The following is a 20110-nucleotide window of genomic DNA, read 5'->3' as shown; positions in this document are numbered from 1 at the left end:
TCATCGCCGATCGAGCCCCGCCCGCCCGTCTCAACGTTCCGCGGGGTGCGAATCACGCACCCGACGGACCTGCCTTCGTGTGAATGCCCATGGTATCCTCGACCCGCCCGTTCGGCCTGACCGGCCATGCCGTTTCCGTCATCGGGCAGGGGACGTGGTACATCGACAGCGGCGACCGCAAGGCCGCGGTCGAGAGCCTGCGCCGCGGGCTCGACCTCGGCATGACCCATATCGACACCGCGGAGATGTATGGCGATGCCGAGCTGGTGATCGCCGAGGCGATTGCCCGCCGCCGTGACGACTGCTTCCTCGTGTCCAAGGTGCTGCCGAGCAACGCTTCGCGCCGCGGCACGGTCACCGCCTGCGAGCGTTCGCTGGCGCGGCTGAAGACCGACCGGCTCGACTGCTATCTGCTGCACTGGCGCGGCAACCATCCGCTGGAAGACACCGTCGCCGCGCTTGAGCAACTGGTCGCGGCGGGCAAGATCCGGTCCTGGGGCGTCAGCAATTTCGATGTCGAGGATCTCGACGAACTGCTGGCGATCGCCGGACCGGGCCGCATCGCCTGCAATCAGGTGCTCTACCATCTCAACGAGCGCGCCATCGAGCATGCGGTGATTCCGTGGTGCGAACGTGAAAGCGTCGCCGTGGTCGCCTATTCGCCGTTCGGCCATAACGACTTTCCGCCGCCGCGCTCCGCGGGCGGCAAGGTGCTGGCGCAGATCGCCGCGCGTCACCAGGCGACACCGCGCCAGATCGCGCTGGCGTTCCTGGCGCGGCGCCCGTCGGTGTTTCCGATTCCGAAGGCGGCTTCGGCCGCCCACGCCGCCGACAACGCGGCGGCGCTGCGCCTGGTGCTGGGCGCGGACGACATCGCCGCGCTCGACGCCGCTTTTCCGCGCGGCCCGAAGCCACACCATCTGCCGATGCTCTGAGCGGGTGAGCCGCACCATCGCAAGGGAGACGCCGCATGCGTGATTTCATGACTCCAGGCCGGTCGCTGGCGGTCGGCGAGCGCGGCATGGCCGCAACCTCGCATCCGCAGGCGACGCAGGCAGCGCTCGCCATCCTGCAGGCCGGCGGCAATGCCATGGACGCGGCGATTGCGGCCGTGGCCGTCCAATGCGTGGTCGAGCCGGCGATGACCGGCATCGGCGGCGACTGCTTCGTGCTCTATGCCCGGGCCGGCGGTGTGCCGGTGGCCTACAACGGCTCGGGCCGCGCGCCCGCGGCGACCGAGCTGGAGCGCCTGACGCGTGCCGGGCTCAGCCAGATCGCGCCGACGTCGGCCGATGCGGTGACCATCCCCGGGGCGGTCGACGCCTGGTGCCATCTCAATGCCGCTCATGGCTCGCTGCCGCTGGAGCGCATCCTGCAGCCGGCGATCGATGCGGCCGAGAACGGCTTTCGCATCACGCCGCGCGTCGCCTTCGACTGGCAGCGCTTCCGCGCCAAGCTGCAGGGCAACGCCGCCGCGGCGGCGCAGTTTCTGCCCGGTGGCCACGCGCCGGAGACCGGCGAGCGGCGCGCGCAGCCGGCGCTTGGTCGCACGCTGCGGCGCATCGCCCGCGAGGGCCGCAACGCCTTCTATGAAGGCGAGGTGGCGGACGAGATCGCCGCGGTGCTCGGCCAGCTCGGCGGCTGCCACGCGGCGGCAGACTTCGCTGCCCATCGCGGCGACGAGGTGACGCCGATCACGGCGCGCTATCGCGGCCACGACGTCTACGAGTGTCCGCCCAACGGGCAAGGGCTCGCGGCGCTGATGATCCTGCGCATGCTGGAGGGCGACGCGTTGCGATCGCTGAGCGAAGCCGATCGCATTCATCTGCTGGCCGAGGCGACCAAGGCGGCGTATCGCGCCCGCGACGCCTATTTCTGCGATCCGGCGTTCGGACCGCTCGATGCGGCGCATTTCACCGGCGATGCGTTCATCGGCCGGCTGCGCGGCACGATCTCGCCGGCGCGCGCTTCCAGCGCCGCCGACTGGGACGAGGTCGCCCATCGCGACACGGTGTACCTCACCGTGGTCGACCGCGATCTCAACGCGGTGTCGTTCATCAATTCGCTGTTCGCCGCGTTCGGCAGCGCCATTTACGCACCGCAATCGGGGGTGCTGCTGCACAACCGCGGCTGGGGCTTCCGGCTCGACGCGTCCCATCCCAATGCGCTGGCACCGCGCAAGCGACCGATGCACACCATCATTCCCGGCATGGTGGTCAGGGATGGCCGGGCTGTGATGCCGTTCGGGGTGATGGGCGGCCACTATCAGGCGACCGGCCACGCCCAGTTTCTGTCCAACGTGTTCGATCTGGGGATGGACATCCAGTCGGCGTCGGACGCGCCGCGGTCGTTCGCCATCGATGGCGTGCTGCAATTGGAGCCGACGATCGCGCGCGCGATCGGCGACGATCTGACCGGACGCGGGCACAGGCTGGAGTGGGTGGAGACCCCGCTCGGCGGTTGTCAGGCGATCTACATCGATCACGCCCGCGGCGTGCTGCTCGGCGCCAGCGACCATCGCAAGGACGGCATGGCGCTGGGGTACTGATCCCGGCGCGGCGAGCCGGACGCGCTACATCGTGCCGTACCCCATGAAGAAACAGCGCCGTTCGCCGCTCAGGCTGTGGCAGCGCCAGATCTTGCCGTCTTCGCTCGGCGTCGCCTGGTCGAACGGCACCAACTCCTTGAAACGCGCGAGCCAGATGCCGTCAGGCCGCACCTGCACGTCACGGGAGTCCAGCATCTCGCAGTCGGTCGGACCGCAGCAGTGGACTCCGTCTTTTCCCTTATAGGCGCCCTCCGCGATCCAGTTGGGCCGGCCGTCGGCGTCATGGGCGACGGCAAGGCCCGGCGTAGCAAGCCCGAGGGTGAGGGCCAAGAAAATGACTGTGCGCATCACATCACCTCCTTGGACGAAGAGCGAAGCATCAATCGTGCCAATAGTGCTGATCATGATGCGACCGCCGATCCGCATGGCGCGATCGACGGCCGCTCTTCGGTTCCATCGTGGGAAACGCACGGCCACGCGGCATTGGTTGCATCAAAACAAGCCAATCACGGGAATGTCATCGTGCTGCCGGCCGGCGGCCATCTTCGAACGGCTGCGTCGAAGTCGCTTCGCGCGACTCGGCAGTTGCGCTACTGTTTCAACTGCGGAAAGGCTGTTTCAGCGCGCGTGAGCGTGCGCGCGCGGCGTGAATGAGTTTGTCCAGCGCAGGGCGCGCCTCGCCGGCCTTCCACACGCACCATGTCTCCGAGAGAATGTCGCTGCGCTCGATCGGCACGAAGGTGGCGCCGGCGAGATGCGAGGTCGCGAGCGTGCGCGGCACCAGCGCGACGCCGAGGCCGTTGGCGACGAACGACACCACGCTCAGCCAGTGGCGCACCTCGTGGCGCACCCGCGGCATGAAGCCGGCGGCGAGACAGATCGCCATCACCGACTGGAAATAGTCCGGCGACACCCGCTGAGAGAACAGCACGAAATCCTCGTGCTGCAGCCGTGTCAGGCGCAGCGTGCGGGCGCGCGCAGCGGCATGGCCGTCGGGCACGCAGGCGACGAACGGCTCGGCGTGATAGCGGAAGCCGTCGAGACCGTCGGGCGTGCTGCGGCCGTGGATGAAGCCGAGGTCGATCTCGTCGCGGTGCAACGCCTCGATCTGCTCGGTCGAGTTGAGCTCCTGCAAGGTCAGCTCGATGTCCGGCGCGAGGGTGCCGACATCGGCGAGCAGCGCCGGCAGGCCGCGGTACAGCATCGATCCGGCGAAGCCGACGCGAAAGCGCGCGCCATGGCCCTCCGCCACCGCCTTCACCAGCGCGCGGGCCTCGTCGGCGCGGCGCAGCAGCACCTGCGCCTCGCGCTGTAGCGCAACGCCGGCAGGCGTCAGGCTGACATGGCGGCTGGTGCGCGCGAACAGCTTCGCGCCGATCTCGGCCTCGAGCTGGCGGATCGCGGTGCTCAGCGGCGGTTGCGACAACGCCAGCCGCTGCGCCGCGCGGCCGAAATGCTTCTCCTCGGCGAGCACCGCGAAGTAGCGTAGCTGGCGAAGGTCCATGTCCGACTCCAATCCATACGTCTGATGTATCAATAGCACGGAAATTAGTATTGGACGCTATCGATCCGCCGCGCGACCATGGCGGGAAACCGTTCACCGGAGGCACCGCCATGAAGGCCGATCTCGATCTCGCTGGCCCGATCCCCGATTCGCGCGGTCTCAACCTCTATCGCGCCGACCGTGATTCCGCGGCGCTGTTCGGCCACTATCTGCCGGACGCGCTGTTCCGGCATCTCGCGCCGACCTTCGATCGCCTCGGCGGCCTCGCGGGCGGCCGTCTCGACGAGCTCGCTGCGATCGCGGATCACAATCCGCCGACGCTCAGCGTCCGCCGACGTACCGGCGAGGACTGCAATGTCGTCGAGAAGCATCCGGCCTATGTCGAGATGGAGAAGCTGGCGTTCGCCGAACTCGGCCTCGCGGCGGTGTCGCATCGCGGCGCGCTCGGCTGGGCCGAGCCGATGCCGCCCGCGGCGAAGTATGCACTGACCTACCTGTTCGTACAGGCCGAGTTCGGCCTGATGTGCCCGGTCAGCATGACGGATTCGTTGACCCGCACCCTGAAGCGCTACGGCGATCCCAATCTCGTCGGCCGCTTCATCGAGCGTCTGACGACCCTCGATTTCGACGAGCTGACCCAGGGCGCGATGTTCATGACCGAGCAGGGCGCAGGCTCCGACGTCGCCGCCACCGCGACGCGCGCTACGCTTCAGGCAGACGGCACCTGGCAGCTGACCGGCGACAAGTGGTTCTGCTCCAACGCCGACGCCGACCTCGCGATGGTATTGGCGCGGAGCGAGGATGCGCCGGGACTGAAGGGCGTGTCGCTGTTTCTGCTGCCCAGGATCCGCGGCGACGGCACGCCGAACGCCTATCGCATCCTGCGACTCAAGGACAAGCTCGGCACCCGCTCGATGGCGAGCGGCGAGATCCGTCTCGAAGGTGCCGAGGCCTATCTCGTCGGTGAGCGTGGCCGCGGCTTCCACCAGATGGCCGACATGGTCAACAACTCGCGGCTGTCGAACGGGGTGCGGGCCGCTGGTCTGATGCGGCGCGCCACCAGCGAGGCGCTGTTCATCGCCCGCCGCCGCCAGGCGTTCGGCAAGCGGCTGATCGAGCTGCCGCTGATGCGCCGCCAGCTCGCCAAGATGCTGGTGTGGACTGAACAGGCGCGCAGCATGATGTTCCTGACCGCGGATGCGCTCGACCGCGCCAACCGCGGCGAGGCCGAGGGTGCCAGGCTCGCGCGCATCATGACGCCGCTGATCAAGTTCCGCGCCTGCCGCGACGCCCGCAAGGTCACGGGCGACGCCATGGAGGTGCGCGGCGGCTGCGGCTACATCGAGGAGTGGCCCGACGCGCGGCTGCTGCGCGACGCCCATCTCGGCTCGATCTGGGAGGGCACGTCCAACATCGTCGCGCTCGACGTGTCGCGCGCCATCGCCCGCGATGACGCGCTGCCGGCGCTGAAGGCGCACAATGCGGCGCTGTTGAAGGCCGCCGCGCTCGACGCGCCGACCCAGGCGCTGTTCGCCGGCCAGCTCGAGCGGGCCTGTGCCTTCGCCGCCGACGTCGCCGCCCGCAAGGCGGAGCCGCAGGCGCGGCAGGCGGCCTCCGCGCTCTATCACATCACCTCGGCGATCGGCCTCGCCCATGAGGCTGCGGCGATCGCCGCGCCGCATCGCCTGGCGCTGGCGCGCCTTGTCCTCACCCACCGCCTCCTGCCGCGCGATCCGCTGGTGGTGGATGACGCCGAGGCCGCCGATATCGACAGCGTGCTGGCGGGATAGGCGTTCGGCTTTGATTGGCGTCCCGGCGCGATGCACTGCTCCTCGTTCTGCGGAGCGCCTCGGCTTCGTGGTTCGAGACGGCGCTTGCGCGCTTCCTCACCATGGGAGGCGCATTGCTCGATCTTTGTTTCCGACGTCCGATATCTGCGACAACCAACAAAAAAAAGCGGAGGCTTTCGCCTCCGCCTTGATCTCGAACCGTACGGCGCGTCCGGGTGTCGCGCGGGTGCGCGGCCGTCAGCTCACTTGGTCAGCGGGCAGCCGCTGTCCTTGGCGGTGGGGAACGCCTTGTCGCCGGGCACGGTGGCGAGCACCTTGTAGTAGTCCCACGGCTTCTTGGATTCCGACGGCTTCTTGACCTCGAACAGGTAGAGGTCGTGCACCATGCGGCCGTTCTCCTGCACCTTGCCCTGGGCGAAGGCGTCATCAACAGGCAGCTCCTTCAGCTTCTTGGCCACCGCGTCGCTGTCCTTGGTGCCGGCGGCCTTCACCGCCTTGAGGTACTGCAGCGTCGCCGAATAGGTGCCGGCCTGGATCATGCTGGGCATGCGGCCGGTACGCTTGAAGAAGCGCTCGCCGAAAGCGCGCGACTTGTCGTCGCGATCCCAATAGAAGGCTTCGGTGAGCACGAGGCCTTGAGCCGCCTGCAGGCCGAGGCCATGGACTTCCGCCAGCGTCATCAGCAGGCCGGCGAGCTTCTGGCCGCCGGAGACGATGCCGAACTCGGCCGCCTGCTTGATCGAGTTGGAGGTGTCGAGGCCGGCATTGGCGAGGCCGATGACCTTGGCCTTGGAGCTCTGGGCCTGCAGCAGGAACGAGGAGAAGTCCGACGAGTTCAGCGGATGGCGGACCGAACCGAGGACCTTGCCACCCTTGGCCTTGACGATCTCCGCAGTATCCTGCTCCAGCGAATAGCCGAACGCATAGTCGGCGGTCAGGAAGAACCAGGTGTCGCCACCCTGCTCGGTCAGCGCGCCGCCGGTGCCGACGCCGAGGGCGTGGGTGTCGAACGACCAGTGAAAGCCGTAGGGCGTGCAGGCATCACCGGTGATGCGCGAAGTCGCCGCGCCGACCACGATGTCGATCTTCTTTTCCTGCTTGGCAAGGTCCTGAACTGCCAGCGCGACCGAGGAGGTGGTCAGCTCGGTGATCATGTCGACCTTGTCGACGTCGAACCACTTGCGCGCGATGCTGACCGCGAGGTCGGGCTTGTTCTGGTGGTCGGCGGAGACGAGATCGATCTTCTGGCCGAGCACCTCGCCGCCGAAGTCTTCGATGGCCATCTTGGCGGCTTCGATCGACCACTTGCCGCCGTAGTCGGCATAGACGCCCGACTGGTCGTTCAGAATGCCGATCTTGACGCCCTGCGCCGACGCGGCGCCGCCGAGCAACAGGCTGCAAGCGGCCACAACGGTCAATAATCTCAGTTTCATCAATGCCTCCCGACTTCTTGATAGGGTTTTGGAGCTGCCGGCTGGTGCGGCGTGGCCCCGTTGTACAGCAAAGTTGCCGGACTGTGCGATCAGACCTTTTTCCGAGAGCGCGGGGCTTGTTTCCCAGAGCACAGGCCTTGTTTCCGAGAACACGGAGCTTGCTCGCGGGGCGCGACGCAGTTCGCCGCAGGGCGAGCCGGCCGTGCGCCTCAGCCCGCAGGGACCGGCGGGGCCAGTTCGCAGACGTCGACCCACTCGGCGGCGGTCAATGCAGCCATGCGTTCGGGAGTGATCCGAACCGCGCTGTTGGTGGCACCGGCGGCCGGCACCACCTCGTCGAACGCGCGCAACGAGATGTTACAATACACAGGCAGCGCCGTCGGCAGGCCGAACGGGCAGACGCCGCCGACCGGGTGGCTGGTGGCGGCGACCACTTCCTCGGCGTTGAGCATGCGCGGCTTGCCGCCGAACACGGCACGCGCCTTCCTGTTGTCGAGCCGTGCCGTGCCGCAGGTCACCACCAGCATCACGCGGTCGCCGACCCGCAGCGACAGCGTCTTGGCGATGCGGTCCGGCGTGACGCCGAAGGCCTCCGCGGCAAGCGCGACGGTGGCGGAACTCTGTGGCGATTCCATCACCGTGATGTCGGGGGCGTTCGCGGCAAAGAACGCGCGGACCGATTCGAGGCTCATGACGTTGTCCTGGACAGGGGGGATGAATGCGGCGCCGAGGCGCGGAAGGAGATGCTACCATGCCGAAATCGTCGGGATCGCACAAGCAGCCGGGCCGGCACCGGCCGGCGCGGACAAGGGCCGGAACACGCAGGACGCCCCGCCGCTGGTCGCAACGCGTCACCGCGACCAGCGATGCGCTCGACCTGAGGAAGAAGGTATTTACGCTCGACAGTCCGGCGGCGATCGCGCGTTCGCTGAAGCGTTCGGCGGAGCACAGCCACCGCCGCAAGAGTGATCCCTATCGCTCCGCCATGTCGATGCTGGTATTTTACATCAACCGTGCCGGCAATAATCTGCCGCAGACCCGCCGCCGCAAGCTGGAGGCAGCCAAGGACGAACTGCGCCGCGCCTTCGGCGGGCGTGAGGCTTCAGCCGAGCGTGCCCTTGCGCAGCAGGAAGCAGCCGAACGGGCTGATATCGCCGACCTGCACCACGCCGAAGCTCGACCTGGCGTGATCGTAGAACGCGAAGCGCTCCAGCGCGCCGAGCGCAAGCGGTGGCTGCACGCGGCGGTTGATCTCATGGAGGGCGGCGTCGTGAATGGGCGGTGTGTCAGGTGTGCGCACGTCGATCATCGCGCGGACGGGATCGGGCTCCGAAGTGTCGAGCGGAAATACCGTGAGGATCGCGGCGATCACCTGCGGCAGTGCGAGGCCGGGCAGACGCACGAGGCGCTTGCTGATGGAAGCCATGGCGATGCGCTCGGCCGGATGATTGGCGTCGACCACGGCGAGGTCGTCGCCATGGCCCATCGCGGCCATCAGCCACAACAGGTCCGGCGACAGGAGGGGATCGATCCCTTTCAGCATGCGATGGGCTTTCCACGGTGGGCGAGATAGATGCGGCGCGCGTTGCCGCCGAATACGGCGGCGCGGGCCTCGTCGTCGAGGGGCGCCATCAGGTGTTCAGCGGCCGCGACCCAGCGGCCATAGTCGGCGGCCAGTGTGACGACGGGCCAGTCGCTGCCCCAGATCAGCCGCTGCGGGCCGAAGCACGTCAGCAGATATTCGACATAAGGGCGGAGGTCGTCGATCTGCCAATGCGCGGGCGCTTCGGTGACGAGACCGGAAAGTTTGCAGGCGACGTTGGGATAGCGTGCCGCCGCGGCGATGCCGGCGCGCCAGGCATCGTCGTCGTCCCCGCCGATCGCGGGCTTGGCGCCATGGTCGATCACGACCGCGAGCTGCGGATGGCGATCGAGCGCTGCGATCAGCCGGGGCAGATGGCGCGGCTTGAGCAGCGCGTCGAACACCAGGTTCTGCGCGACAATGGCATCGAACGCCGATGCCAGCGCGGCACGTGCGAGCCAGTCGTCGTCGGCGATGTCCTGCACCATCGGCCGCAGGCCCACAAGGAGAGGATTGGCGGCCAATCCGGCGATCGCGGCTGGAGCGTCCGGCGCATCGAAATCCGTCCAGCCGACCACGCCGGCGACGAAGTCGGTCGTTCTGGCGATGTCGAGCAGAAAAGCTGTCTCGGCCGCCGTCGGCGCCGCCTGCACCAGGATGGTGGCGGCGATGTCATGGGCGGCGAGATGCGGCGCGAGGTCGTCCGGCGTGAAGTCGCGGTAGATCGGCCCGAGCGCAGGCGTCAGCCAGCCATAGTCGCCGCGTGACAGGCGCCAGACATGCTGATGGGCGTCGATGCGGCTCATGGCGTGGGCACCGGCACGTCGGCGTCGAGCAGGCCTTCGCTCTTGAGATCGCGCCACAGGGTGGCCGGGATCGGGCGTGTCAGCGCCGCGACGTTGCGCTCGACTTCCTGCGGCGATGTCGCGCCGAGCACGACGCTCGCGATCGCGGGATGCGCCAATGGAAACTGCAGCGCTGCATCGGCGAGTTTCACATTGTGGGCGTCGCACACCGCCTCGATGCGCGCGACGCGCGCCATGATCGCGGGCGGCGCCTCGGTGTAGTTGTAATGCGCCCCGGGACGCGCGCCGGTGGCGAGGATGCCGGAGTTGAACACGCCGCCGAGCATGACCCCGATGTCCTTGCGCGCGGCGGTCGGCAGGAAGGTGTGCAGCGCCGGCTGCTCCAGCAGCGAGTAGCGGCCCGCCAGCAGCATGACATCGAAGTCGCCGGCATGGGCGAAGCGCTCGCACATCTCCGCCTCGTTGACGCCGACACCGATGGCGGCAATCGCCTTCTCGGCGCGCAGCCGCTCGAGCGCACGGTAGGCGCCGTCCATGGCCTCGCCGAAGCGGCGCTCGATGGCGTCCTTGCCATGAGTCCAGACATCGACGTCGTGGATCAGCAGGATGTCGATGCGCGGCAGGCCGGTGCGCAGCAGCGATTGCTCGAACGCGCGCAGGGTGCCGTCGTAGGAATAGTCGATCACGGCGGCGTGTGGCAGGCCGCCGATATAGCCGGAGCGGGCGCCCGAGCTGCGCGTCGGATCCATCCAGCGGCCGACCTTGGTCGAGACCACGAAGGCGTCGCGCGGATGACGACGCAGCGCCGTGCCGCAGCGATGCTCGGCGAGACCGTGGCCATAGAGCGGCGCCATGTCGAACAGCGTCATGCCGGCGTCGAAGGCGCTGTTGACCGCGGCGATGGCGGTGGCGTCGTCGAGGTGGCCGTAGAGGTCGCCAATCGGCGCGGCGCCGAAGCCGATGGTGCTGACGTTCAGGCGGCTGCGGCCGAGCCGGCGCACCGGCAGGGACGAGGTCGGCGGGCGTGGGGAGGGCGTCGTCACCGCACGCAGTCCCCGCCATGTGGCTGCGCCGTCGGGCGCGGATTGATCGGCGCGCACGGCAGCGCCAGCTCGCGCTCGATCCAGGCGGCGAGCTGAAACAGGTCTGCCTCGCGGCGCGGGTGCGCGAGGATCTGGATGCCGATCGGCAGGCCATTCTGTGAGAAGCCGATCGGGATGGCGATCGCCGGGCAGCCCGTCAGCGACCAGATCGCGGTGATCGCGATCCAGTCGATATAGGTCGAGAGCGAACGGCCTTCGAGCTCGTGCAGGTACAGCGTCCCGATATCGAACGGCATCGCCTGTGTCGCCGGGCAGACCAGGAAGCGATGGGTATCGAGAAAGTCGATGGTGCGGCGATAGAGGTCGGCGCGGGTGCGTTCCGCGGCTGCGAGTGCGACACCGGCCTGATGGCGGCCGCGCTCGATGTCCTCCATCACCGGCGGCGGAAACAGCGCATGCTGCGCCGGCAGGAACGGGTCCCAGGCAGACAGGAAGCTCGCGCCGCGCAGCGCCAGGAAGGCGTCCATGGTGCCGGTGACATCCGGGGAAGCGTGGGTGATGGCGACGCCGGCGCGCGCGAACACGTCGGTCAGTCCGGCCATCGCCGCGCGAATCTCGGCGGCGATCGGCAACGCCCCGAGGTCGACGGAGACGGCGAGGCGCTCTGGCCGCAGCGGCGCCGCGGCGGCGTCGCGGAACGGCGGTTCGCTGCCCGGCGATGTCAGGAGGTCGCCGGGGTCATAGCCGACCATGGCGTCGAACATCAGGGCAAGGTCGGCGACGTCGCGCGCCATCGGCCCTTCCACGGCCATGGTGTCGAAGGGATTGGCGAGGCGCTTGCGCGGCACTCGCCCCGGCGTCGGGCGCAGGCCCGTGACGTTGCAGAACGCCGCGGGGATGCGCAGGCTGCCGCCGAGATCGTTGCCGTGGGCGAGCCACGCTTCGCCGGTGGCGAGCGCCACCGCCGCGCCGCCCGACGAGCCGCCGCAGGTCAGGCGCGTGTCGTAGGGATTGCGCGTCGCGCCGTGGACCGCGTTGGTGGTCTGGGCGCCGCCGAGCTCGGAGAGGTTGGATTTGCCGAGCACGATCGCGCCGTTGGCTTCGAGGCGGGCGACGGTGCGGTCGGACACCTCGGCGACGCGATCCCTGAAAATCGGCGTGCCACTGGTGGTGCGCACACCGGCGACGTCGTTGTTGTCCTTGACGACGATCGGCAGGCCGCCGAGCAGCGTCGCGCGGCCGGCGCGCCGCGCCTGGTCGGCTGCCTCCGCCTGGGCACGAGCGCGCTCCAGGCTCAGCGTCGGCAGCGCGTTGACGGCGGGCTCGACCATGGCGATGCGCTTTGCGGCGGCCTCGACCAGCTCGGCGGAGGTGACTTCGCCGCGCGCGAGCAGGCGGTGCACGGCGACGGCGCCGAGGGTGACGAGATCGTGGGACATCAGCGGCCTTTGCTGTGGGACAGGGTGTTGGATTCGCGTGCCGGTGCGGCGCAGGAGTTGCGCACGATCAGGCGCGGCTCCATCACCACGGTGGTGCCGGGGCCGGCATGACTGCCGGCGAGACGCCGTGCCAGCAGGTTGAGCGCGGCCTCGCCCATGGCGCGCACCGGCTGCGCCACCATGGTGAGGCGCGGCGATACCGCCTCGGCCCATGGCAGGTCGTCGATGCCGATCAGCGACACGTCCGCCGGGCAGCTCAGGCCGAGTTCGGCGACGGCGCGCAGCACGCCGATGGTCATGAGATTGTTGGTGGTGAAGATCGCGGTCGGGCGATCGGGCTGGCGCAACAGTGCTAGCGCCGCTTCATGGGCCGGCTGCTCGCGGAAGCCGGCGTCGCGCACAAGGTCCGCGTCGAAGGCGACGCCGGCGGCGAGCAGCGCCTCGCGATAGCCCTGCAGACGGTCTGTGGCGGTGCGCACCGTCGGCGAGCCGTTGATCAGCGCGATGCGGCGGTGGCCGCAGGCGATGACATGGCTGGTGGCGTCATAGGCCGCGCGGTGATTGTCCAGCACCACGGCATCATACCCGAGCCCCTCCATGGCGCGGTCGACCAGCACCACGGGAATTTCGAGGGCCGCCAGCAGCGCCGCGCGGTTCATCGACACGACGCCGCTGGGTGCGAGGATCAGTCCGTCGATGCGCTGGGTGCGCAGCATGCGCAAATGGGTCTCTTCCCGTTCCGGGTTTTCGTTCGCGTTGCAGAGGATGACGGAAAAGCCGCGCTCGGCCGCGGCGACTTCCACTGCCTCGAACAGCTCGGAGAAAAACGGGTTGGTGATGTCGCCGACGATCAGGCCGAGCAGCCCGCTGGCGCGCTTGCGCAGGCTGCGGGCGGCTGCATGGGGAGCGTAGCCGAGCTTGTCGATCGCCGCCTGCACGCGCGCGAGCAGCTCGGGGCTGACCTTGTCCGGGCTGTTGATGACGTTCGACACGGTGGTCACCGACACGTTTGCCAGTCGCGCCACGTCGCGGATCGTCGCCATCACGGTCCTTTTGAAACGATAAAATAATCTGCGACAAGATTTCCCATCAATGACGTCTTTGCAAGAAAAATATGTGCTTGAAGCACGATAAGAACTATGTGAGGCTGATTGAAACGTTACAAATTAACGGCCGGGAGGTCAGCGTGGCGGGGCAGGGCGATTGGGCGGTGGCGCGGCCATGATCGGCTATGCGCTGCGCCGCGTGGTCTCGACAGTGCCCGTTTTCGTGTTCGTGGCGCTGTTCGTGTTCTTCCTGCTGCGCATCACTCCCGGTGATCCGGCCATCGTGATCGCCGGCGACCAGGCGACGTCGGCGCAGATCGAGGCGGTGCGCGAGCAGCTTGGCCTCAACCGGCCGATGATCGATCAGCTGTCGGCCTGGGGCGGGCAACTGCTGCATGGCGACCTCGGCCGCTCGGTGTTCTCCGACATCCCGGTGACCCGCCTGATCGCCCAGCGGCTGGAGCCGACGGTGATGCTGGCGCTGGTGGCCATCGTGTTCGCTCTGGTGATCGCGTTGCCGCTCGGCACGCTGGCGGCGGTGCGGGCCGGCGGTCTCGTCGACCGCATCGTCATGGCGTTCGCCGTGCTCGGTTTCTCCTCGCCGGTGTTCGTCGTCGCGTTCCTGCTGGTCTATGTCTTCGCGCTCAGCCTCGGCTGGTTCCCGACCCAGGGCTATGTCCCGCTGGCCGAAGGCTTTCTCGCCTGCCTGCGCAGCCTCGTGCTGCCGGGCGTCGCGCTGGCGCTGCTCTATGCCTCGCTGCTGGCGCGGGTGACGCGCGCCAGCCTGCTCGAGGTCCTGTCGGAAGACTATATCCGCACCGCCAACGCCAAGGGCCTGGCGCCGTCGCGCATCACCATCCGCCACGCGCTCAGCAACGCGGCGGTGCCGATCGTCACCGTGGTCGGCATCGGCATGGCGGCGCTGCTCGGTGGCGTCGTGGTGACCGAGACGGTGTTCAATATACCCGGCCTCGGGCGCCTCGCCACCGATGCCATCCAGCGCCGCGATTATCCGGTGGTACAGGGGCTGATCCTGCTGTTCTCGTCGGTCTATGTCGTCATCAACCTGCTGGTCGATCTCAGCTACGTGCTGTTTGACCCGCGCGTGCGGTACTGACGCCATGTCGGCCGGAGAGATCGTCGCCGATGTCGCCGCCGTGCCGCGCCGCGATGGCACCGCGCGCCGCACCGCCGCCTTCCTCGCCGCCCATCCGGTCATTGCGATCGGCGGCGCCGTGCTGGCGCTGTTCGTCGTCATCGCGCTGGTTGCGCCGCTGGTGTTGCCCGACCCGGCGCGGCTCAATCCGCTGCAGCGCCTGCGCACGCCCGGTCTCGACCACCTGTTCGGTACCGACCAGTTCGGCCGCTCGACGCTGTCGCGCACGCTGAACGGCACGCGCATCTCGCTGACGGTCGGCATTCTCGTCGCGGCGGTGACCACGGCGGTCGGCCTCCTGTTCGGCCTGATCGCCGGCTTCCTGCGCCGCATCGACAACCTCGTCATGCGCCTGATGGACGGCATCATGGCGATTCCGGGCATCCTGCTGGCGATCGCGCTGATGTCGCTGTTCGGCTCCAGCATCCGCAATGTCGTCATCGCCATCAGCATCGCCGAGATCCCGCGCATGGCGCGCGTGGTGCGCAGCTCGGTGCTGGTGATCCGCGAGCAGCCCTACGTCGAAGCCGCGGTGACCAACGGCACGCCGCTGTCGCGCCTGCTGTGGCGGCATGTGCTGCCGAATGTCGCCGCGCCGGTGATCGTCCAGGCGACCTATGTGTTCGCCTCCGCGATGATCGTGGAATCGGTGCTGTCGTTTCTCGGCGCGGGAACGCCGCCGACCATTCCGAGCTGGGGCAACATGCTGGCGGAGGGGCGGCAGTACCTGCAGCGCGCGCCCTGGATGATCGCGTTTCCCGGTGTCGCGCTGGCGCTGCTGGTGCTCACCGTCAATGTGCTCGGCGACGGCCTGCGCGATGCCCTCGATCCGCGGCTGTCGCGCCGCGCGCGGCGCTAGGAGGGCGGCATGTCGCAACCTGTGTTGTCGGTCGAGAACCTCACGGTGTCGGTGCAGACGGCGGATGGCTGGTGTCCCATCGTGCGCGACCTGTCGCTGACCGTCGCCGCCGGCGAGACGCTGTGCCTCGTCGGCGAATCCGGCTGCGGCAAGAGCCTCACGGCCCTTGCGATCATGCGGCTGTTGCCGCGCGGCGCGCGCATCGATGACGGCCACATCCGTCTCGGCGATGTCGACCTCGCCGCCTGCGACGAGGTCACGCTGCGCGGGCTACGCGGGCGGGACCTTGCGATGATCTTCCAGGAGCCGATGACCTCGCTCAATCCGGTGTTGCGCATCGGCGAGCAGGTCACCGAAGGCATCCGCCGCCACGAGGCCGTGTCGGCGACCGCCGCGCGCGAGCGAGCGCTGGCGCTGTTCCGCAAGGTGCGCATCCCCGATACCGAGCGGCGGTTCGCCGCCTATCCCCATCAACTGTCCGGCGGCATGCGCCAGCGCGTCATGATCGCGATGGCGCTGGCGTGCCGGCCGCGCCTCCTGATCGCCGACGAGCCGACCACCGCCCTCGACGTCACCATCCAGGCGCAGATCCTGGAGATGATGGCGGAGCTGCGCGGCGAGATCGGCACGGCCGTGATGTTCATCACCCACGACCTCGGCGTCGTCGCCGAGATCGCCGATCGCGTCGCCGTGCTGTACGCCGGCAAGGTGGTGGAGCAGAGCGACGTGGTGTCGCTGTTCGACCATGCCGGCCATCCCTACACGCGCGGCCTGATGCGCTCGATCCCGCGGCTGTCGCGGCGCGCCGGCGGCGCAGTGGTCGAGCGCCTGACCGAGATCAGGGGCATGGTGCCGTCGCCATCGGCCATTCCGGCGGGCTGCGCGTTCGGGCCGCGCTGCGCCTCGGCGACCGAGCAGTGCCGGACGCCGCCGCGCGCGCAATCGCTGGCGCCGTCCCATGTCGTGACGTGCTGGCATCCGGAGGCCGCCCCGGCGGCGATGAGCGGAGGCGCGGCATGACGGCGGTGCTCGAGGTCGAGGGGCTGACCAAGCACTACACGTTCCGCCGCGGCTGGTTCGGCGGCGAGGGCGCGGTGCGCGCCGTCGACGGCGTCAGCTTCACTCTTGCGCAGGGCGAGACGCTGGCGCTGGTCGGCGAGTCCGGTTGCGGCAAGTCGACGGTCGCGCGGCTGGTGCTGCGGCTCACCGAGCCGACCGCGGGTGCGATCCGCCTCAAGGGCCAGGACGTCACCCGCATCACCGGCGAGCCGCTGCGGCGCGCCCGCCGCGATGTCCAGCTCGTGTTTCAGGATCCGTTCGCCTCGCTCAACCCGCGCATGACCGCGCGCCAGATCGTCGCCGAACCGTTGATCAACTATGGCGAGGGACGGGACGCCGCGCTCGCCGGGCGCATCGAGACGCTGTTCGACTGTGTCGGGCTCGCGCGCCATCAGTGGGACCGCTTTCCGCACGAGTTCTCCGGCGGCCAGCGCCAGCGTCTCGGCATCGCGCGGGCGCTCGCCCTCAATCCCGCGGTGGTGGTGGCGGACGAGCCGGTGGCTGCGCTTGATGTCTCGATCCAGGCGCAGATCCTCAACCTGCTCGCCGACCTCAAGCGCGATCTCGGGCTGGCCTATCTCTTCATCAGCCACGATCTCAGCGTGGTCGAGTTCATCAGCACCACCGTCGCGGTGATGTATCTCGGCACCATTGTCGAGATTGCGCCGCGTGACGCGTTCTTTCGCAACCCTTTACATCCCTATGCGCAGGCGCTGCTCGGCTCCGTCCCGGTGACGCATCCAAGCCAGCGCGGCCGGCGGGCGCTGCTGCAGGGCGAGATCCCCAGCGCGAGTGCGCTGCCGTCCGGCTGCCGCTTCCGCACGCGCTGCCCGCTGGCGAGCGCGCTGTGCGCCGCGCAGGCGCCGCCGCTCGAACTCAAGGCGGATGGTCATCGTGTCGCCTGCCACCATGTGCCGCGCGCAGACGCCGCGCCGGCGTTCGCGTCATCACAATGAAAATGTTGCGTCAGGGGGAAACGACCATGAACAGATCTGTCAAGGCGATCATGGCGGCGGCGCTGGCCGTCGTCGCGGCGAGCGCCGCATCGGCGCAGACGACGCTGAAGGTGCGCCCCTTCGGCGACCTCAAGACCATCGATCCGATGGTGACGTCGGACTACATGGTCCGTAACCACGGCTACATGGTCTACGACACGCTGTTCGCGCAGGACGACAAGGGCGCGATCAAGCCGCAGATGGTGCAGAGCTTCACCACGTCGGACGACGGCCTGACCTGGACGTTCGTGCTGCGCGACGATCTCAAGTTTCACGACGGCGCGGCGGTGACCGCGGCCGATGTCGTCGCCTCGCTCAAGCGCTGGGGCCAGCTCGACGGGCTCGGCCAGCAGCTCACCGCCCATACCGCATCGCTCGACGCCGTCGACGCCCGCACGGTGCGTCTGGTGCTGAAAGACCGCTGGGGCCTCGTGCTCGAGGCGCTCGGCAAGCCGAGCTCGATGGTGCCGTTCATCATGCCCGAGCGCATCGCGAAGACGCCGACCAACGAGGCGGTGAAGGATCCGGTGGGCTCCGGTCCCTTCATGATGAAGCGTGACGAGTGGTCGCCAGGATCGAAGGTGGTCTACGTCAAGGCGCCGACCTACGCGCCGCGCCACGAGGCGCCGAACGGTCTGTCCGGCGGCAAGGTTGCTGGGGTCGACCGTGTCGAGTGGGTGATCATTCCCGACGCCCAGACCGCACTGAATGCGCTGCAGGCCGGCGAGATCGACATCTTCGAGGAAATCCCGCCTGATATGATGTCGCTGCTCAAGGGCAACGACAAGGTCGGCATCGCCAGGCTGTCTGCGCTGCAGGGCGTCATGCGGCTGAACCAGGCGGTGCCGCCGTTCAACAACGCCAGGCTGCGCCAGGCGGTGCTGCATCTCGTCGACCAGGAGCAGGCGCTGCGTGCCTATGTCGACGACGCCTCGCTCTACACCAGCTGCCCGTCGTTCTACATGTGCGACTCGCCGTATTACACTGATGCCGGCTGGCCGAAGCCCGACACGGCGCGCGCGAAGCAACTGGTCAAGGAGAGCGGCTACGACGGCGCGCCGATCGTGCTGCTCGACGCCACTGAGACCGCGCTGCATCCGCAGACCCTGGTGGTGGCGCAGGCGATGCGCGACATCGGGCTCAACGTCGACTACCAGGCGATGGACTGGCCGACGCTGTCGACGCGCCGCGCCAGCAGGAATCCGGTCGGGCAGGGCGGCTGGTCGGCGTTCATGTCGGGCCCGGCGGCGCCGGACATGTCCGAGCCGGTCGGCCATCTTGCGCTGCGTTCGAACTGCGACAAGGCGTGGTTCGGCTGGCCGTGCGACGAGACCATCGAGAAGCTGCGCGCCGAGTTCACGATGATTCCCGATCTCGAAGGGCGCAAGGCCAATGCCCGCGCCATCCAGCTGCGCGCGCTGGAGACGGTGCCCTATGTGCCGGTCGGCCAGTTCTATCTGGTGCGCGGCTATCGCAAGAACCTGACCGGGCTGCTCGCCGCCGGCATCCCCGTCTACTGGAATATCGCGCGCAGCAAATAAATCGGCGAAAGGCCATTCAAAACGCCATCAGGCGCGGAGAGCTCCGCGCCTGATGCATTTTCAGTTAAGTTTTCAGACAAGTTCCTGCGGAGCGCGGCGCGCGCCTGTGGCATCACATGTTCAGCAGCTTGCGGGCGTTGGCCTTGAGCACCTTCGGCCGCACTTCGTCGCGGATGTCGAGCTTGGCGAAATCCGCCATCCAGCGGTCCGGCGTGATCACCGGCCAGTCGGAGCCGAACAGCATCTTGTCCTGCAGGATGGTGTTGACGTAGCGCACCAGGATCGGCGGGAAGTACTTCGGCGACCAGCCCGACAGGTCGATGTAGACGTTGGGCTTGTGGGTCGCGACCGACAGCGCCTCTTCCTGCCAGGGGAAGGAGGGGTGCGCGAGGATGATCTTCATGTCGGGGAAGTCGACCGCGACATCGTCGATGTACATCGGGTTGGAATACTTGAGCCGCATTCCGTTGCCCCCGGGCATGCCCGAGCCGACGCCGGTCTGGCCGGTGTGGAACAGGGCGATGGAGCCGGCTTCGGCGATCGCCTCGTACAGCGGGTAGGCCATGCGGTCGTTGGGATAGAAGCCCTGCATCGTCGGGTGGAACTTGAAGCCCTTGATGCCGTAGTCGGCGATCAGCTTGCGCGCCTCGCGGGCGCCGAGCTTGCCCTTGGCCGGGTCGATGCTGGCGAACGGGATCAGGACGTCGGAATTCTGCGCCGCCAGTTCCGCCATCTCGTAGTTGTTGTAGCGACGGAAGCCGGTTTCGCGCTCGGCGTCGACCGGGAAGATCACGGCGGCGATCTTCTTGGCGCGGTAGTAGGCGGCGGTCTCCGGCACCGTCGGCGGATGCTTGTGCGGCGATTTGAAGTATTCGGCCATGGCGGCCTGGAAGTCGTCATAGCCGTCGTCGCCATGGGTGCCGCAGGGCTCCTCCGCATGGGTATGGATGTCGATGGCGATGACGTCGTCGAGATTGAGCATGGCAGGCACCCGGGCAGCAGGAGGATAAGGCCAATCTGAAATTGATTATACGCTATAACGAATTCAGGCGCAGCGGAAGGGATCTTGCACGATCCCGCTGGCGCACCTTCACGCCGCTGTGGACGGTTCGCCGCACGGAATTTTGTTACGATTTCAGGTGGTTGTAATAAAGCAGCGGGGCTGGCGCACGGAGGCGGCGCACCACAAAAGCGGACAAATCACGTGCAGTCGCATTGACATTCCACTGTCGCATGGCTAGAACCCGGCCGTCTCGCGCAGCCCGGCTGCCGGCGGGGCATCCCCGAATTTTTCCTTGTTTTTCGGCCT

The 20110-nt window shown here is 68.2% G+C and carries 18 protein-coding genes and 1 pseudogene; 9 read left to right on the top strand and 10 right to left on the bottom strand.

What is annotated here, in order from left to right; translation table 11 throughout:
- Positions 1–89: 89 nt before the first annotated feature.
- Positions 90–935, top strand: a complete 846-nt coding sequence (locus JQ639_RS16010; RefSeq protein WP_211966783.1) for an aldo/keto reductase — start codon at positions 90–92, stop codon at positions 933–935.
- Between the two features lie 35 nt (positions 936–970).
- Positions 971–2548: a gamma-glutamyltransferase family protein gene (locus JQ639_RS16005; RefSeq protein WP_211966784.1), complete on the top strand. Its 1578-nt coding sequence runs from the start codon at positions 971–973 to the stop codon at positions 2546–2548.
- A 24-nt stretch (positions 2549–2572) separates the two neighbouring features.
- Here the strand turns inward: JQ639_RS16005 and JQ639_RS16000 are convergent, their stop codons facing one another.
- Together JQ639_RS16000 and JQ639_RS15995 are read right to left on the bottom strand one after the other, a co-directional pair.
- Complete coding sequence (locus JQ639_RS16000) at positions 2573–2974, bottom strand: hypothetical protein (RefSeq protein WP_249123172.1); 402 nt, start codon at positions 2972–2974, stop codon at positions 2573–2575.
- A gap of 172 nt (positions 2975–3146) precedes the next feature.
- Positions 3147–4052: a LysR family transcriptional regulator gene (locus JQ639_RS15995; RefSeq protein ID WP_211966785.1), complete on the bottom strand. Its 906-nt coding sequence runs from the start codon at positions 4050–4052 to the stop codon at positions 3147–3149.
- A 110-nt stretch (positions 4053–4162) separates the two neighbouring features.
- Between JQ639_RS15995 and JQ639_RS15990 the strand changes: the two genes are divergently transcribed.
- Positions 4163–5842, top strand: a complete 1680-nt coding sequence (locus JQ639_RS15990) for an acyl-CoA dehydrogenase family protein (protein ID WP_211966786.1) — start codon at positions 4163–4165, stop codon at positions 5840–5842.
- Between the two features lie 242 nt (positions 5843–6084).
- On the opposite strand, the gene JQ639_RS15985 is transcribed toward JQ639_RS15990, so the two are convergent.
- A complete protein-coding gene (locus JQ639_RS15985) occupies positions 6085–7275 on the bottom strand; it encodes an ABC transporter substrate-binding protein (RefSeq protein WP_211966787.1) in 1191 nt (396 codons plus the stop codon).
- Positions 7276–7484: 209 nt separating this feature from the next.
- A complete protein-coding gene (locus JQ639_RS15980) occupies positions 7485–7967 on the bottom strand; it encodes a YbaK/EbsC family protein (RefSeq protein WP_211966788.1) in 483 nt (160 codons plus the stop codon).
- Between the two features lie 59 nt (positions 7968–8026).
- Here JQ639_RS15980 and JQ639_RS15975 point away from each other — a divergent pair.
- Positions 8027–8365 (top strand): annotated as a pseudogene (locus tag JQ639_RS15975) (DUF3175 domain-containing protein); the annotation flags it as partial.
- Positions 8366–8377: 12 nt separating this feature from the next.
- Here JQ639_RS15975 and JQ639_RS15970 read toward each other — a convergent pair.
- From JQ639_RS15970 to JQ639_RS15950, 5 genes are read right to left on the bottom strand one after another with little or no spacing between them, the layout of a single operon-like run.
- Positions 8378–8818 carry an RbsD/FucU family protein gene (locus tag JQ639_RS15970; RefSeq protein WP_211966789.1) on the bottom strand — a complete coding sequence of 147 codons (441 nt, stop codon included), beginning with the start codon at positions 8816–8818 and terminating at the stop codon, positions 8378–8380.
- Positions 8812–9663 carry an amidohydrolase family protein gene (locus JQ639_RS15965; protein ID WP_211966790.1) on the bottom strand — a complete coding sequence of 284 codons (852 nt, stop codon included), beginning with the start codon at positions 9661–9663 and terminating at the stop codon, positions 8812–8814. Before JQ639_RS15965 ends, JQ639_RS15970 begins: the two co-directional genes overlap by 7 nt.
- Complete coding sequence (locus JQ639_RS15960) at positions 9660–10706, bottom strand: aldo/keto reductase (RefSeq protein ID WP_211966791.1); 1047 nt, start codon at positions 10704–10706, stop codon at positions 9660–9662. The genes JQ639_RS15965 and JQ639_RS15960 overlap by 4 nt, the downstream gene beginning before the upstream one ends.
- A complete protein-coding gene (locus JQ639_RS15955) occupies positions 10703–12145 on the bottom strand; it encodes an amidase (protein ID WP_211966792.1) in 1443 nt (480 codons plus the stop codon). Before JQ639_RS15955 ends, JQ639_RS15960 begins: the two co-directional genes overlap by 4 nt.
- Positions 12145–13188 (bottom strand): LacI family DNA-binding transcriptional regulator, encoded by a 1044-nt coding sequence (locus JQ639_RS15950; protein ID WP_211966793.1) that lies wholly within the window; start codon positions 13186–13188, stop codon positions 12145–12147. The genes JQ639_RS15955 and JQ639_RS15950 overlap by 1 nt, the downstream gene beginning before the upstream one ends.
- Before the next feature lie 178 nt (positions 13189–13366).
- Between JQ639_RS15950 and JQ639_RS15945 the strand changes: the two genes are divergently transcribed.
- Genes JQ639_RS15945 through JQ639_RS15925 form a run of 5 tightly spaced genes read left to right on the top strand, consistent with a single transcriptional unit; the run spans position 13367 to position 18801 of the window.
- A complete protein-coding gene (locus JQ639_RS15945; protein WP_211966794.1) occupies positions 13367–14308 on the top strand; it encodes an ABC transporter permease in 942 nt (313 codons plus the stop codon).
- A 4-nt stretch (positions 14309–14312) separates the two neighbouring features.
- Positions 14313–15206, top strand: coding sequence for an ABC transporter permease (locus tag JQ639_RS15940; protein ID WP_211966795.1), 894 nt, complete (start codon positions 14313–14315; stop codon positions 15204–15206).
- Between the two features lie 9 nt (positions 15207–15215).
- Positions 15216–16226, top strand: coding sequence for an ABC transporter ATP-binding protein (locus tag JQ639_RS15935; RefSeq protein ID WP_211966796.1), 1011 nt, complete (start codon positions 15216–15218; stop codon positions 16224–16226).
- The gene (locus JQ639_RS15930) at positions 16223–17221 is read left to right on the top strand and encodes an ABC transporter ATP-binding protein (RefSeq protein WP_211966797.1); all 999 of its coding nucleotides are present in this window, start codon (positions 16223–16225) and stop codon (positions 17219–17221) included. The genes JQ639_RS15935 and JQ639_RS15930 overlap by 4 nt, the downstream gene beginning before the upstream one ends.
- 26 nt (positions 17222–17247) lie before the next feature.
- A complete protein-coding gene (locus JQ639_RS15925) occupies positions 17248–18801 on the top strand; it encodes an ABC transporter substrate-binding protein (RefSeq protein ID WP_211966798.1) in 1554 nt (517 codons plus the stop codon).
- A 112-nt stretch (positions 18802–18913) separates the two neighbouring features.
- On the opposite strand, the gene JQ639_RS15920 is transcribed toward JQ639_RS15925, so the two are convergent.
- Entirely contained in the window at positions 18914–19783 is an 870-nt protein-coding gene (locus JQ639_RS15920; protein WP_211966799.1) for an amidohydrolase family protein, read from the bottom strand.
- Positions 19784–20110: the final 327 nt, after the last annotated feature.

Origin of the sequence: Bradyrhizobium sp. U87765 SZCCT0048 (assembly GCF_018131225.1) — a bacterium.
Classification (GTDB): domain Bacteria; phylum Pseudomonadota; class Alphaproteobacteria; order Rhizobiales; family Xanthobacteraceae; genus Bradyrhizobium_A.
Note: the sequence above shows the minus strand (reverse complement) of the source record. Positions and strands in the feature narration are given on the sequence as shown.

Bases quoted from the DNA above. Each gene is read 5' to 3' on its own strand.
- JQ639_RS15930 (WP_211966797.1), top strand. From the start codon at position 16,223: ATGACGGCGGTGCTCGAGGTCGAGGGGCTGACCAAGCACTACACGTTC.
- JQ639_RS15990 (WP_211966786.1), top strand. From the start codon at position 4,163: ATGAAGGCCGATCTCGATCTCGCTGGCCCGATCCCCGATTCGCGCGGT.
- JQ639_RS15955 (WP_211966792.1), bottom strand. From the start codon at position 12,145: ATGTCCCACGATCTCGTCACCCTCGGCGCCGTCGCCGTGCACCGCCTG.
- JQ639_RS16010 (WP_211966783.1), top strand. From the start codon at position 90: ATGGTATCCTCGACCCGCCCGTTCGGCCTGACCGGCCATGCCGTTTCC.
- JQ639_RS16005 (WP_211966784.1), top strand. From the start codon at position 971: ATGCGTGATTTCATGACTCCAGGCCGGTCGCTGGCGGTCGGCGAGCGC.
- JQ639_RS15940 (WP_211966795.1), top strand. From the start codon at position 14,313: ATGTCGGCCGGAGAGATCGTCGCCGATGTCGCCGCCGTGCCGCGCCGC.
- JQ639_RS15935 (WP_211966796.1), top strand. From the start codon at position 15,216: ATGTCGCAACCTGTGTTGTCGGTCGAGAACCTCACGGTGTCGGTGCAG.
- JQ639_RS15980 (WP_211966788.1), bottom strand. From the start codon at position 7,967: ATGAGCCTCGAATCGGTCCGCGCGTTCTTTGCCGCGAACGCCCCCGAC.
- JQ639_RS15995 (WP_211966785.1), bottom strand. From the start codon at position 4,052: ATGGACCTTCGCCAGCTACGCTACTTCGCGGTGCTCGCCGAGGAGAAG.
- JQ639_RS15945 (WP_211966794.1), top strand. From the start codon at position 13,367: ATGATCGGCTATGCGCTGCGCCGCGTGGTCTCGACAGTGCCCGTTTTC.
- JQ639_RS15950 (WP_211966793.1), bottom strand. From the start codon at position 13,188: ATGGCGACGATCCGCGACGTGGCGCGACTGGCAAACGTGTCGGTGACC.
- JQ639_RS15970 (WP_211966789.1), bottom strand. From the start codon at position 8,818: ATGCTGAAAGGGATCGATCCCCTCCTGTCGCCGGACCTGTTGTGGCTG.
- JQ639_RS15925 (WP_211966798.1), top strand. From the start codon at position 17,248: ATGAACAGATCTGTCAAGGCGATCATGGCGGCGGCGCTGGCCGTCGTC.
- JQ639_RS15965 (WP_211966790.1), bottom strand. From the start codon at position 9,663: ATGAGCCGCATCGACGCCCATCAGCATGTCTGGCGCCTGTCACGCGGC.
- JQ639_RS15920 (WP_211966799.1), bottom strand. From the start codon at position 19,783: ATGCTCAATCTCGACGACGTCATCGCCATCGACATCCATACCCATGCG.
- JQ639_RS16000 (WP_249123172.1), bottom strand. From the start codon at position 2,974: ATGCGGATCGGCGGTCGCATCATGATCAGCACTATTGGCACGATTGAT.
- JQ639_RS15985 (WP_211966787.1), bottom strand. From the start codon at position 7,275: ATGAAACTGAGATTATTGACCGTTGTGGCCGCTTGCAGCCTGTTGCTC.